This window comes from Granulicella sp. WH15, from assembly GCF_009914315.1.
In the GTDB taxonomy this organism is placed as follows: Bacteria; Acidobacteriota; Terriglobia; order Terriglobales; family Acidobacteriaceae; genus Edaphobacter.
In genome coordinates, this window is sequence record NZ_CP042596.1 from 1737087 (window position 1) to 1750840 (window position 13754).

A 13754-nucleotide genomic window follows, 5' to 3' on the forward strand; every position below is an offset into this window, starting at 1 on the left:
GCCTTCACTGTAGCTCAGTGGACGGTCGGTGAGGAGATTTGTTGCGGAGATGGGTGGCTTCGGGGATGCGGGGCGCGTGTTGGGTGGTCGGGAAGGGGCGTTTGCGCGGGATAATAGCCCTCATGCGGGGAGTGGCTCCAGTGGTGGATGGTGTTGCGCGCGGTTCGGGGAACGTGGCGCTGGTGCGGGAGTATGGGGACTATCTGCGGGTGGAGAAGGGGCTGCGGCCAGCCTCGATTGAGGCTTATCTGCGGGATATCGAGCAGTTCGCCGAGTTTGTGGAGGGCAAGGACCGGCTGCTGATTACGGCTTCGCAGGCCGACGTGAGCGGGTTTCTGGAGGGGCTGCGGGGTCATGCGGTGGAGTCGCGGTCGATTGCGCGCAAGTTGAGCGGGCTGAGGGGACTGTATCGCTGGCTGCTGATGGATAAGCGTGTGGCGCACGATCCGACGGTGAATATTGAGTCGCCTTCGAGCTGGAAGGTGTTGCCGAAGTCTTTGGCCGAGAGCGAGATGGCGTCGATATTGGAAGCGGCAGATGAATCTGCCAGGGCGGCCAATGCTCCGGTGGCACGGCTGCGGGACTCGGCGATTCTGGAGCTGCTGTACGGCGGCGGGCTGCGAGTGAGCGAGATCTGCTCGCTGCGGGAGGAGGATCTGCACCTCGATCAGCAGCGGGCGCAGGTGCGCGGTAAGGGAGATAAGGAGCGGATTGTCCCGCTGGGGCGGAAGGCCTGCGAGGTGCTGGAGGCTTATCTGCTGCGGGGGCGTCCGGCGCTGGTGCGGCGGGGCGCGGGGTTGCAGCGGGCGCTGTTTTTGAGTGTGCGGGGACATGCGCTGACGCGGCAGTGGATTTGGGAGATGGTGCGGAAGGCGTCGGCCGACGGGACAGCCAGCCCGCACAAGCTACGGCATAGCTGCGCGACGCACATGGTGGAGCATGGGGCCGATCTGCGCAGCGTGCAGACCCTGCTGGGGCACGCCGATATCGCGACGACGCAGGTGTATACGCATGTTGCACTGGGGCACCTGAAAGAGGTTCATCGGAAGCATCATCCGAGGGGCCGGATAAGGGTTGCGGAATGAGTGAATTCGATGGATTAGCTGAAGGGTTTCTTGCGATGCTGCGCAATGAGCGCGGGGCGTCCGAGCATACGGTGCGGGCATATACGCGGGAGGTGCGCGACTTTGCCGCTTACCTGGGCAAGACGCTGGGGAAGGACGGCTCGATTGCGGCGGTGGAGCATCTGCATATACGGGCTTATCTGGCGGAACTTTATGGGCGCGGGTTGACCAAGGCCAGCGCGGCGCGGGCGCTGGCGTCGGTGCGGAGCTGGTTCAAGTGGCTGGCCAAGGAGGGTAAGGTGGCGCAGAATCCGGCGTTGCTGGTCAGTTCGCCCAAGCGGCCGCAACATCTGCCTCGGGTGCCGAGTATGGAAGAGGTGAACCGGGTGTTGACCTCGCTGGAGCAGCCGGTGGGCCGGGCTCGAAACCGGGAGGAGCAGGAGGATGCCGGGGCGTGGCCGGAGCGGGATCGGTTGATCTTCGAGCTGCTCTACGGCTGCGGGATTCGGAACTCGGAGCTGGTGGGGCTGGATACGACCAGTATCCAGTGGCAGAACGATGCTGTGCTGGTTCGGGGTAAGGGGAAGAAGGAGCGGCTGGTGCCGCTGGGGGATGAGGCGGCTGCGGCGATCCGGGCCTATCTGCCGCTGCGGGAGAGCAGGCTGATGGCTGCGGGCAAGGGGGGGCTGGTGCACGGCGGCGCGCTGCTGATGAACCTGCGGATGCGCGGCGACTGCCGGTTGACAACGCGGAGCGTGGGCCGCATCGTGAAGGCGATCGCGCTCAGCCGGGGACTTCCGGCTGACGTGCACCCGCACACGCTGCGCCACGCCTTTGGCACGCACATGCTGGAAGAGGGCGCAGACCTGCGCGCGATCCAGGAGATGCTGGGGCATGAGCGGCTATCGACTACGCAGAGGTACACGCAGTTGACTGTGGCGCAGGTGCAGCGCGTCTACGACGAGACACATCCCAGAGCGAACTAGGGCTTAGAAGCCGTAGTTACCCAAGACGCTCTTGCTAACCAATTAATATCAATCGGTTACGCGCTAAAATCTAATAACGACGCGGGTGTTGGCCTCATCGCTAATTGTCGGAGGATGTCATGCTTAGTCCTCCGATTATCCGATGATACTTAGTTTAAGATGGCGACCAGGATTATGTCGAGTAGGGGACGAGGAAGAAGCGAGGACGACGCAGAGGAAGGAGTAAGGCCACGCCGTCCATGTGAGAGCATAATCCACCCGGGGATTATGCTGCGGGATTGCTGCGCCGTGCACGGGTAATCTGTGCGAGGATCTGGTCAATCTCCTGGGTGGCGAGGGCGAGGGCATCGAGACCATAGGAGAGCAGGGTGGAGGGTGGGCGCGGTGGTGCGGCCATCATCCACGGTGACAGTTCTGATGCCGCCGCCATACCCAGAGGTCGTCAGCGTGGACATATCGCGGCTGAGGTGGCCCTCGAATCCATCACCGCTCACGATGTCCCTCACATCACACCAAACTCCCCTCATGTCCCACCCTGAGTCCTTGTGCTTGGCCCCGAGAATCAAGTAGCGGACCGAGCCATCATCGCTGAGGAGCATAGCCCAAGCGAGGAGGCCAACCCCTTAGTACATCTCCTCCCAGTCCGGGATGTATAGCATCTCATCGAGTCCCCGGGGGTGTTGTAGTTGAGTGACACCTACACGGCCCCGAATTTCCCGTACTCGGTTGCGGGCAATCTGTACGATAGCCACGGCCAGGGGTGGCAGGCCAACATCCTTCCCGTATTACGCGCAGGATGTACTGCACGGCCTCCCCGCGAATCAGTTTCAAATAGACGACGGGGGCGCAGTCCTCCCGAAGGACATCTCGCTGCCAACCGTCATTTCGGTCACCCAAGCCCAGCGCATCGCCAAGATCAATCTGATGCGCAACCGGCAGCAGGGAACCGGAACTTTCCCATGTCGCTCGAGGCTTGGCAGATGCAGCCTTGCGATGTCATGCAGTTCACCTTTGCGGAGAACGGATGGATCGGCAAGAACCTCGAGGTGATCGGCGTCTCGTTCTCGGTCTCGGACACCGAGAACGACCAGTTCGGCGCTCAAAGCGTTCGCGCCCGGATGAACGCGCAGGAAGCCGATCCCTCTGTTTGCGAGTGGTCCACCTCGGAAGAACTCACCATCTACTGTAAGCCCGCCGCGCAGGCAGCTTGAGTCATCCCTTTTCTCAGAGTGAGTTGCTGTTATTGGGGTAGTATGAGTTGCGAACGGCCCCCGTGTAGCAGCATTTTTCGCGCAATCTTCATGCCCAGTTAGTGCCTGCCGGATATTGGCGGCGTAACGTTCACGCAAATAACACTCACAGAAGGCAGAGGACTCACTGATGAAATGGAGCAACTTTCTTCTCGCCATAGCTGCATCTTTGCTTGTGACCGTGCCCGTTCGGGCTCAATCTACCCCTCCTGATTGCGACCCAACTTCACCCACCTGTGCTGCTGTTGTTACCGCTCCTTCGACTGCTCAACATGTCGTCAACGGCAGCGCGCTCTTGACGGTTGATGCTCTGGCTACAACCACTCCAATTACCACTCCAGGCATTACGCAGAACGCAGTGAACGTCCCTCTAGCCAATGGATTTGGCTATGCGAATCAAATCAACTGGATTGTGGATAACATCCCCGGATACAACGGCGCTACTGCTGGGCAGCAACTATTCAGCGTCCAAGCGCTACTGAGTAACCCCGGATTCTCGAACGGCTATATCGCTCCGGGAGCCACGCGCGATTGGACCAGTTACTCGCAGTTTTCGAACAGTGTCCAATTCTTGACCGCCGGAATCACTCAGGTCCATGGCGAAGGTGTCTATAAGGGCGGAACGGGCGATTTTATGGACCATTACATCTACAACTTTGGTCGTGGGGGAGCCAACGCAGCATCTGATGAAGGCTGGAAGACAATTGCTACGTCGTCGACCGAGATAATGTCGCCCATCACTGGCCATGTGACTACCGGAGGAACCGGGGCCACGACAGTTCAGATCGCCTGCGGCACTAATTGCAGCGTTCCCGGGGTAGGACAGTTTCTCACCGAAGAAGCCAGCCCGGTCGCGACCAGCTACATCACGGGGATAGCGACCACGAGTTCGGGGGGTATCATCACCCCCACTTCGATCACGGTAAACGAGACGGTGCCCGTCTCAACCGCATGGGGTACTTTCGCGGCGACAGTAACACCACCTAACCCTCCGGATGTCGATCACCCTGCAACCGATTCCAGTCATCCTGGTTGGCCATCGACCCCGTTTACAGTAAATCTCCTGTCTGGAAGCATTCCATATCCATTGGTTAATGGAGTATGGGCGTGTGCAGCTTCCGGAGCGTACGAGCGATTCCTTGCAATCCCGACGGGGCCAGCAAGCGGAGGCCAACAGTCGTTCACAGCTCAGATGATCCATCAGCACAACGCACCATCGACTAAGCCTGAAGCGGGATGGATCATGTTCGGGGGGCTGTGTGCGACCACGAACGCGCTCGACATTACGGCGAACATCTCTGGCACGATGCACTACCCGCAGCCCATCCTTGGAGCCAGTGACCCTCATACGATCCGAGCGACACAGGATTATCAGGGCTATGATCAAGCGTTTCCGTTTGGCCAGATGGCCATGTTTCAAACAGGCAACAACGCTTACAGTTCAACCGCTGGGGTTGGCAATATAACTCGCAATGCCAGCGGTGTGGTTAGTCTCGAGGTCGGCGCATCCTCCTATATGGCAGGCACTGATCCCATACTCAACAACACAATCTACATCAGCAGTTCCAGCACGAGCGACTATAACGGCCCTTGCACCGGAGTCTATGTAAATCCAACCGCTCCGGGTTTTATCTTATGCAATCAGGCAGGAATGGCTGACTCCACTCCGGCAACCGCTGTAATCAACGTTGGGTCTACGATACAGGGCAATACGCAGTACGAACGCATCTCAACCGCTGAGATCGTAGACGTTCGCGACCTGACGCAGCCCGGCGGCATTGTCACCACCCCGCCGCAGAACCCTCCGCAGATCGACGGAACCTTCCATCTAGTCCCGAATCCGGGCAATTGGAAGATCGGCGAGACGGCCACGATGTACAACCATCACCAGATGCGTTTCTGCTCCTTCTGTGCGACCGCCAATATCAACAACCCATTGACTAATGGTGTCAATGGGATGGCCGTCTTCGCGTATCAGGGTACGAATGTGCAAGCAGGATGGCCGGGTATGACAATCAGCAACGACGGCCCTAACAACATGTATAGCGGGTATGGAGGTACGCTTACGGCCCCCATTGGATACAACATCGTCGGCGCACATCGCTACTTCCTCAACTCTTCAACCTCGCCAGTCCCGTGGGGTGCTGTCATCAATGTGAGTTGCCCGCCGCTAGGATGCGCCGCCACCAACTACGGCAGTTACTATTTCGCGAAGCTGGCTGGAAGTGGCCAGGGGTACTCGCAGTTGTGGACTCCCCTCAGTCAGACCATGGTAACGACCATCGGCGGTACGAATGTACGGACTGAGACTCCGACTGGTACTAGCTATAGCGATCCGGTGACGCTCCCCAGCGTCATCCTGATAGATACCATAAACCATAAGTCCTACTCATTGACGATGGTCAATGGAGTGCTGACAACTACTCAGGTAAGCCCATAACGTCGTACCCCGAGGACATACTTCTTATGCAGGACACGCAGGAGATCATCCTCTCTGAGATACGCAGTCTCAGAGAGGACTTCAATCAGTACGCACGAGACACAGGAGAGAGGATCACGGCTCTCGAGGTACAAGTCAAGCACGGCATCACCGGCAATGGCCAGCCATCGCGATTGCAGGTAGTTGAGACGGAGGTAGGCAGGCTGCGAGGTTGGCAAAGATGGACACTCGGAACAGCGGCAGGGGTAAGTACGCTTATCTCGGAACTCACCTGGGTGTTCGTTGAAGTCGTCAAGGGCGGGTAGCGGTTGACGACGAGCGAAGCCGGCATCAAACTGATAGAGCAGTTCGAGGGCTTGAGACTATTCGCTTATTGAGATATAGCGGGGATAATCTCAACCGGCTATGGGCACACTGGTAAAGACGTTCATCCGGGGATGACCATTACCAAGGCGGAAGCTGAGCAATTGTTGTGGCAGGATCTCAGGGCGGCTGAAAATGCTGTCTCTCGGCTTGTTACGCGCCAACTAACTCAGGCGCAGTTCGATGCTCCGGTGGACTTCACTTTTAATCTGGGGCAGGGCAATCTGGAATCTTCAGCCCTACTGAGAGACATTAACGCTGGTCAGATTGCAGATGCAGATGAACAGTTCCTCCACTGGGACCACGCTGGCAGTAAAGAGGTCGAAGGGCTGCTGGAGAGACGGACTGCTGAGGCAAGGCTATTCAAAATGTGAAATAAGCCAGCTCCCGTTCTGGGGTGATGTGTTACCCCTAACCCGCTGCGTGGCAGCGTGCTTTTGCTTTCTACTCTCCAGCCGCTGCTCCAAGCCAGAACAGCAGGGTTCCGATAGCATCCGCAGGAGCGTATCAGCGAAGCACACCAAATGCCTAATGCAGTCATACTTGAAGAGCGTTCGTTAGCACTATGTAATCCTTCCCATTAAATCGAAGTTCTGCTGTCGAGACCCGTCCCGCAATCATCATTACCGCTTGGATATTTCGATACCCGTTAGTCCGAGTTGGCTTGATAGACAGGTCATGAGCGGGTAACGTGAGTACTAGCTTTAGCCCCTGAGGTCTCTGTGCGAAGACCCAGAAGGTTGTCACATTCGCTCCTTGAAGCATCCCTTTGCCGATAACTACATAATCGTGTTCGTTCGGGCCGTCAAGATGAACCTCAGATGCCGCGAACCAAGAAGTTGGAAGCTGGTCTGCTTGGAGATTTTGGCTGGCTAAAACCTCCATCACATTGTTGTCCTTCTTAAGGATTGAGCAAGCATCTTGAGGGATGCTGACGGGTTGCGTCACGCTTTCGTCTTCGGCACTAAATTGCACCTGTTCCGAAGGAATGGTCTTCTCTTGGCCCATTGCTCCTAATCCACAGAAGAGGCAGACCGCAACCAAGAAATGGATTGAAATTTTGGACATCATATTCTCTTTGATCCTCATTGACAGCTCGAAGAAACGATCGTCGAACCATAGGTCTGGATGGCGCTATTCATCGACTGGGTGAGTTGACCATAAGGTGAACCCGGAAGACTGGCCCGTTCACGTCCTCCATTTTGGATAGCCTGCTGGATGTGTCCATTCATTGCTGCAGTGACCATTCCTCGCTTGTCCATAAGCGTGTTTGCGGCGGCATCCTGCCCCGCTGGGGGAAAGTCGTTGAAGCCATAGCTTCTCGCGGTTCCGCTAAGAATTTGATAGCGGCCAAATGCAGTGCTGCGAAGGCCAGGACCAACTTGCACCAAGATGTTTGGGTGACCCGTCAGTGAACTCGGATCAGCAATTTGCGCATTCTTGGTTCCCGGAGATATACCGGTCGAGGCTGGTGCAGATATGACCGTACCTTTAACTACAGTCCCGTACCCATTGTTTGGCTCTCCAGGCGTTTCTCCTGCTGCGACGACAACTCTCAACGCTTGCTGTACGCACGGCTTCGTAGGGGGATTCCAGTCGAATGTGGCGGCACAACCGTCAGCACCGTGACAAGGATTTGATTGATCGGTCCAGTGTCCGCCTTGAGCATCGCAGTCGCCATGACTTGCTCCGCCATTGCTTGGATCGTCATCCGATGGGTTGTTCAGAACGAAAGAGTAGAGGTTGAAGCTTTGCGGATTCGTCAAGTCTGCATATTCTGGGCCCGTAGGATCAGGACTCATCCAGCGGCCCATGTTCGAACTGTAGTAGCGATGGCCGAAGTAGTCGTTGCCTGATTCCTGGTCTCTTTCTTTGCCGGGATAACGAGATATGTCTAAAGCGTACAACGGTACAAGACGTGGAATGCAGTCGTAGATGAAGGAGGTTTGCATCGTACGAACTGTCACTTTACTTTCGATGCGAAGCAGCGTGCTTTCGGGATGGTCATAGACCGCTAGTATCAGCCGCGTGGATATTTCTCTACTCTCTTCCACGTACGACGGGTTCTCTGGTCTGTATCGGATTCCAATTATGGTCTCTCTCAATTAGGGAGATCCCTAGTAGGAAGATCACGATGCAAATTGCTATGAGCAGTCTCTTCGCTTTCAGGTTTACTTGAACTTCTGTTGTCCTATCCTCTTCCGTCACGACACCGTCCAGATTTGAGAAGTCCGAGCGGTAGAACTTTTTGCGAGTTGCGATTCCGCATGCCCCAAGAGCACCACCGATCATTAAGATCCATCCGGATGAAATATTCATATACCTCCTTTAGCGGCATGTCGCATCGCCGAGATAACCCAAACTGGTAGACACGCCATCACTGAAAGGACCGTTCTTTCCATCACCCTTTTGGAAATTTGTTGAAACCCCAACTGTCGGATGAGAACTTCCAAGTCCATACGAAACTCTGAAAGGCGTGTCGGGTATTGGAACGCTCACTTGTGCTCCAGGCTTAGTTCCGCTTGTGGTCGCGTCAAAAGCGATGTTTCCCCCGTCGACACCGCGCGTGCTGGTCGAAATATGAAAGCCGTGACGGTCAAGACTCAGGCCGCCTCTATCTGGGTTGTAGGTATTTGGTATCTCGCGTTGATACTCACATTGCAGACCCAAGGTGTGCTATGCGTATTCTGAGCAACACCCTGAACGAGCGCATTTACGTTCGCGTCGTCAAGTTGTTGGGCGGTCGGATCAAGATATCTGCCAGATATAAGCGTCCCTAAACCATCGTCCGTCGTCCCGCTATATCCTGTCACTCGACCGCTGCTGTCCCCTGTTGTGGTGGATATGGTGTTGACGGTTCCATCCACATATTGCCCGCTGTTCGCTTTCTCCTCCGTCGAATTATCGCAGTCTCCCCTTTCAAAACCTTCGTACGCCCCCGTGTCAACGTTCGTGTGGATGCAATCCATTCCAGTAGGGTCGATGTTGATCAAGGGGTTGTTCCGCCCGTAGCTGTACAAATTGAAGCTCTGTGGATTCGTCGGATTAGCATAATAGAGCCCTGACGGATCGGGGCTGGAAAACCGGCCCATATTGGAGCCGTAGTACCTGGCCCCGAAGTAGTCCAGTCCTGATTCTGTGTCTCTTTCTTTGCCGGTGAAACGGGATTGCAGAGAACGCACTACAGTTGCACAAATGCCAGAGACCATCGTAAATCTGGACCGCCGTCGTAGTTGTAGTTCTGAGTCTCACGGTCGGACCCACGGCCAGTCGACCGAGAGCCAGCCAGCATCTCAACTAGCTAATGAAAAAGTGCGGCGAGACCTGAGTAAATGAATACTGCACAAATCGCGCTGATAGCAACTGCAATCCAAATGCTCACGGGTTTCCCTGATTCGCGCCTAAAATAACCGATCCACGTGAGCGCCAGCACGGCGAAGCCCACCAGTAAATCGAACGATGGGTCACTGTGCCCACCATGAGCCGCTTCCGCCACCGGTCCAAAAATAATCATTTCTTCTCCATGCAATTAGCATTGTTTGTGATGTTTACATAAAGACCTGCTCCCACTTCTCGTCCACCAGCGGAAACCTCGCCATAAACCCCGGCTCCGTTCGTGAATCCGACGAGCCCTGCTCCAACGTGAGCACCAGGAACTTCAACACCGGGACCACCATAGATAAAGTTTGAAGAACCCAACCCCTTCCCATCACTTGATACGATCAAACCGCCCCCGCCAACAACCCCTTCGCCACTGCCGCCTTCGAATAAGGCTCCCTTACTCACCTCATCTCGTGTGTCTGCCTCGACGATTCCTCCGGCAAATCCATTTGCGGGTCCGGCATCGACCGACCTGCCACCATATGCAAAAGCTCCTGCTCCGCAAACGGTTGGGGCGGCGAGTGCAATCGCCTTTATGTACTGATCGGGAGTCGGCGGCGTTAAGTTGGGATAGCGGGGCGCTTGGTTCTTGACGTACTGCACTAAAGCAGCGTTATCCGTTTCACCCTGAACTTCATTCGCCAGATTTCTTGAGCCGTCAGCGGTTACAACATTGATATTCTTGTTGTTTTGATATGCGGCATCAGCTTTATCAACAACATCACATCCCTTTCCATCGTTGTCGTCGTAGACCGTCCCATCTGATGAGTTTGTCTGGCATGTCTTACCAGTCGGGTCGGTGTAGATTAGCGGGTTGTTCAAGACGTAGCTGTACAGATTGAGACTCTGAGGATTGCGCATATCGGCGTACAGCAATCCCGACGGATCGGGCGACATGAACCTTCCCATCGAACTCGCCATATAGCGAGCGCCGAAGTTATCTAAGCCGCTCTCGGCGTCCCGTTCTTTGCCGGTAAAACGTGATTGCGAAAAACACACTGTGGCGGCACAAACGATGGAGCGCGTCATAAGTGTGTGGACCTCTATCGTAGGTGGAGCCCGAGTCTCAGAATCGAGATTTGGGCTCTCGGTGGGTTGCTCAGTTGCTCTGCTTCGTTAAGTTGTAGTGCATTCCTCCGGAAGGTGCGGCAGCGTCTTCGATTCCGCTTTGTAGCTCGACTTCAATCTGCTGGCGACCCACGTTGACCGTCTTGGAGACGTTCTGAACTGCTTTTGCCCGGAAATACTGAACTCGAAGAACATGGTCATCCGCCCAACTCAGGTTTACCCCATAGGCTTGTTCGTTTCTTAATGCCCCGTACAGATTGGCTACCGGATTTAGCGTCTTAGCCCCATCGATTTCGATGCTCACCACATATCCGAACGACGTAGTTGCTCCGCCATTCGTCTCGGTCAGTACCGCGTCTAAGCTGCCGTTTGGCGACTTGACGCGTGCTACTTCATAGCTTGACGGTTGCTTTTTGCAGCCGATCACCAGCGCCATTAGCACGAGAATTCCGGCTGCCAAACTTCTCGAGATCTGCTTCATGAATCACCCCTTCCTTTTCAACCGCACTTGTTCGGGACTGGGCATCATCCTGTGCAGCCCATCTGTGCGTACTTAATTCCCAAATTTATGAAATTCTGATCGTTCGGATCGTCCCCGTAAGGCGCAGTTCCACCGCCAGGGTTCAGGAAGATGCCGGGCAAGCTGCCAGGATCACCGCCGAATTGTGGTGATCCTGCGTGCCCTCTTTGTGCCCGACCCGCCGCTCTACGGAGTGTGAAGGGGGGGAGCACCGGCCGCTGTGCCTGTAGCACCGTAGTTGAAGTTACCGAAGTTCTCGTACTGTGCTCCTCCGGTTTTGTAGTCCCACACACCGCCGTAGTTCACCATATCCCTAAACCACAGCTGATTGAACGGAGGCGGCTGGAGAAGATACGAAAGCCTTGCAATCTGCATATTCTCATTCACACTGACTCCTGAAGGCGCTGTAGGAACAGATGGGCAGCCGGTTGTATGAGAGCTCTGGGTACTTTGATTTTGGACGTTTCCCGTGTTGCCGGTGAACACCGAGGTCGTGTCGGTGTCGCCGGTCTCTGCGTTGACATTCACGGTGGTACTTGCGTCGGGTACCCACTCGCCTTTATTTCCGTTCTCGTCCGCTGCAGTACACTCACCTGAACTCGAATGAAAGTCGTACTGCGATGCGTCGTTGGAGTCTGCGTCAGTGCTTCCGTAGTAGCAATACAATCCCGTTGGGTCGGTATTCTTGAGCGGGTTGTTTAGAGCGTAGGAGTATAGATTCAGGCTCTGCGGATTGCTCTGATCAGCGTAAGCAAGCCCTGATGGATCAGGCGAGGAGAACCTACCCATGTTGGAGCTGTAATACCTGGCCCCGAAGTAATCGAGTCCTGATTCTGCGTCTCTTTCTTTGCCGGTATAACGTGATGACGAAAAACTCGGTTTGGACGCACAGGTGGAGTCGGGCGTCATAGAGGCATCCCCCGTCGTCGTAGGTTTACTACGGCGCTGCTGGACCCGCGTGACCCGAACGGTAAGCCTCGGGAAGATCGTCCCAGAAAAACGCTACATAGCTGTAAGGTTGCCGCAAGGCAACGTGGGGGTCTATTGCAAATCTAAATGGAACCTCCATATGCCACGATTTCCCCACATGATTTGCAGGCACACTGAAAAGCACTTCTGCGCCAGGAGGAACTATTTTGAGAACAGGAGAAGACGGAGCATTCAGGTCTATGTAGCCGCGTGGTAATATAAAATCTCGCCCGTGGTCTGTGGTCTTTGAAAGAGCCTCTCCGCCTTTGATCTCGGCTTCATGATTATTTGGCATCAGGAATATATCTGTGAAGTTCTCCTCTCCATGCTGATAACCAATCATCGAGCCTACTGACTCAGCCCCAATCGGTAGAGCGTTTGGAACGACCTCATCGCCAACCCAAGATGCTTGGTCTGTCTTCTGCGTGTCCAGCGCTGACCCGATCACAACGATTGGAATCTTGCAGTTGTTTCTCAACCTAAACCAGATGCCAGATTCAACTTCTCCATCGCGAAGAGGCTTTCGTGGCCCGACATGGTCAATTGCAAGATAAACGTACGGCTTTGAATTATCTATGGTGAATGTGCTGCTCCCGCTTGGGGACGACTGCTGACAAATGGCCGATGCCACATAGAAAGCGACTAGAAAAAGACAGAGGCTGAAACGGCTCTTCTTCATGGCTGTATAGCTGCTCCTTTTCCTGCTGTGAACGCCGGTTTGGAGTCTCTATTGCCGTTCTCAGTCTTGATAAGAATTTGAAATTCAGGCAGCTTGAAAGAGTCGCCCTTTTTCCAATCGACCCGAACGTTCCCGTACTGCATATTTGCACTGAAGGTTCCGTTCGGTCCGTAGAGGTTGTTTCCAATCCCATTCATTACGTTGAACTGGACCTGGTACGCACGAAGCTCCGTAGCGTTGCTGGTAGGATTCATGCTCGCTGAAAATCCGGAGCTAACCCAAGCAGAAGCATCCCCGACATGCGACCCTTCGTGTGCTGCAAGTCCACCACTCCAATCGGTGTTTATCGCATCTGGTTTGAACGTGACATTTATGTTCTGACCAGTTGGATTGTCAGCACTCTTATTTCCGTTCGCAGTTCCGCTAACCTCGGTCACGCCACCTGGCTCTGAAATATTGGCATCGAAGCGAACATTTACGCCATTGTCAACGCCCTGTGCGCCGTATGCATCAATTGCCCGTTGAGCGGAATCTCTATCCGCTCCTGCCGCCATACCATTCACTGCGTTTTGCGCAGCGCCCAGAGCCTTGGCAAAGTTTTGATCATTTTGAGAACTGCACTCTGTGCTGTCCTCGCAAACATACATTCCGGTGGGATCAGTGAGTCGCAATGGGTTGTTTAATCCGTAGCTGTACATATTCCACGTTTGTGGATTAGTACGATCAACACCAATGTTGCCCGGATCCGGTGACAGCATTCTGCCCATTGACGATGCGTAGTACCTAGCCCCGAAGTAGTCGTTTCCTGATTCTGTATCTCTTTCTTTGCCGGTATAACGGGATAGATAGAGACGCTATGGATTAGGATCGCCATAACTTCCATAAAGCGAAAAGCAACATTCCGGCTCCGACGCATATGAAAAAGATACGTTGGAACCATGCGGGCCAAGCAATCAAAGGATTCTCACTCCGATCATCGTCTTTTAATGATCGGTTCCGAGATGTGAGGGCCCCCTGCACAAGCACCACAACAC

At 55.0% G+C, this 13754-nt stretch carries 15 protein-coding genes and 1 pseudogene; 5 read left to right on the plus strand and 11 right to left on the minus strand.

The window, feature by feature from the left end:
• Positions 1 to 122 precede the first annotated feature (122 nt).
• Together FTO74_RS07230 and FTO74_RS07235 are read left to right on the plus strand one after the other, a co-directional pair.
• Complete coding sequence (locus FTO74_RS07230) at positions 123 to 1085, plus strand: site-specific tyrosine recombinase (RefSeq protein WP_162537540.1); 963 nt, start codon at positions 123 to 125, stop codon at positions 1083 to 1085.
• Complete coding sequence (locus FTO74_RS07235; RefSeq protein WP_162537541.1) at positions 1082 to 2050, plus strand: tyrosine-type recombinase/integrase; 969 nt, start codon at positions 1082 to 1084, stop codon at positions 2048 to 2050. Before FTO74_RS07230 ends, FTO74_RS07235 begins: the two co-directional genes overlap by 4 nt.
• Before the next feature lie 265 nt (positions 2051 to 2315).
• Here FTO74_RS07235 and FTO74_RS19695 read toward each other — a convergent pair whose 3' ends face one another.
• The gene (locus tag FTO74_RS19695; protein ID WP_255462551.1) at positions 2316 to 2450 is read right to left on the minus strand and encodes a hypothetical protein; all 135 of its coding nucleotides are present in this window, start codon (positions 2448 to 2450) and stop codon (positions 2316 to 2318) included.
• Between the two features lie 559 nt (positions 2451 to 3009).
• Here FTO74_RS19695 and FTO74_RS07240 point away from each other — a divergent pair.
• The 3 genes from FTO74_RS07240 (at position 3010) to FTO74_RS07250 (ending at position 6477) form a co-directional block, all read left to right on the plus strand.
• The gene (locus FTO74_RS07240; protein ID WP_162537542.1) at positions 3010 to 3261 is read left to right on the plus strand and encodes a hypothetical protein; all 252 of its coding nucleotides are present in this window, start codon (positions 3010 to 3012) and stop codon (positions 3259 to 3261) included.
• A gap of 1282 nt (positions 3262 to 4543) precedes the next feature.
• The gene (locus FTO74_RS07245; RefSeq protein WP_162537543.1) at positions 4544 to 5740 is read left to right on the plus strand and encodes a hypothetical protein; all 1197 of its coding nucleotides are present in this window, start codon (positions 4544 to 4546) and stop codon (positions 5738 to 5740) included.
• 392 nt (positions 5741 to 6132) lie between these two features.
• A complete protein-coding gene (locus FTO74_RS07250; RefSeq protein WP_255462620.1) occupies positions 6133 to 6477 on the plus strand; it encodes a lysozyme in 345 nt (114 codons plus the stop codon).
• 163 nt (positions 6478 to 6640) lie between these two features.
• Here the strand turns inward: FTO74_RS07250 and FTO74_RS07255 are convergent, their stop codons facing one another.
• The 10 genes and pseudogenes from FTO74_RS07255 to FTO74_RS07300 form a co-directional block, all read right to left on the minus strand.
• Positions 6641 to 7174, minus strand: coding sequence for a hypothetical protein (locus tag FTO74_RS07255; RefSeq protein WP_162537544.1), 534 nt, complete (start codon positions 7172 to 7174; stop codon positions 6641 to 6643).
• Positions 7175 to 7188: 14 nt separating this feature from the next.
• Positions 7189 to 8157, minus strand: coding sequence for an RHS repeat-associated core domain-containing protein (locus FTO74_RS07260; RefSeq protein WP_275938919.1), 969 nt, complete (start codon positions 8155 to 8157; stop codon positions 7189 to 7191).
• The gene (locus FTO74_RS07265; RefSeq protein ID WP_162537546.1) at positions 8144 to 8422 is read right to left on the minus strand and encodes a hypothetical protein; all 279 of its coding nucleotides are present in this window, start codon (positions 8420 to 8422) and stop codon (positions 8144 to 8146) included. Before FTO74_RS07265 ends, FTO74_RS07260 begins: the two co-directional genes overlap by 14 nt.
• A 284-nt stretch (positions 8423 to 8706) precedes the next feature.
• Positions 8707 to 9312, minus strand: a complete 606-nt coding sequence (locus FTO74_RS07270; RefSeq protein ID WP_162537547.1) for an RHS repeat-associated core domain-containing protein — start codon at positions 9310 to 9312, stop codon at positions 8707 to 8709.
• A gap of 92 nt (positions 9313 to 9404) precedes the next feature.
• On the minus strand, positions 9405 to 9617 hold the full coding sequence (locus tag FTO74_RS07275) for a hypothetical protein (RefSeq protein WP_162537548.1): 213 nt from the start codon (positions 9615 to 9617) through the stop codon (positions 9405 to 9407).
• Complete coding sequence (locus FTO74_RS07280; RefSeq protein WP_162537549.1) at positions 9614 to 10513, minus strand: RHS repeat-associated core domain-containing protein; 900 nt, start codon at positions 10511 to 10513, stop codon at positions 9614 to 9616. Before FTO74_RS07280 ends, FTO74_RS07275 begins: the two co-directional genes overlap by 4 nt.
• Positions 10514 to 10583: 70 nt before the next feature.
• Positions 10584 to 11033 (minus strand): hypothetical protein, encoded by a 450-nt coding sequence (locus tag FTO74_RS07285; RefSeq protein ID WP_162537550.1) that lies wholly within the window; start codon positions 11031 to 11033, stop codon positions 10584 to 10586.
• A gap of 225 nt (positions 11034 to 11258) precedes the next feature.
• On the minus strand, positions 11259 to 11981 hold the full coding sequence (locus tag FTO74_RS07290; protein ID WP_162537551.1) for an RHS repeat-associated core domain-containing protein: 723 nt from the start codon (positions 11979 to 11981) through the stop codon (positions 11259 to 11261).
• 28 nt (positions 11982 to 12009) lie between these two features.
• Positions 12010 to 12720: a hypothetical protein gene (locus FTO74_RS07295; RefSeq protein WP_162537552.1), complete on the minus strand. Its 711-nt coding sequence runs from the start codon at positions 12718 to 12720 to the stop codon at positions 12010 to 12012.
• Positions 12717 to 13547, minus strand: a pseudogene (locus tag FTO74_RS07300) (RHS repeat-associated core domain-containing protein); the annotation flags it as partial. The gene FTO74_RS07295 and the pseudogene FTO74_RS07300, both read right to left, overlap by 4 nt.
• Between the last annotated feature and the right edge of the window lie 207 nt (positions 13548 to 13754).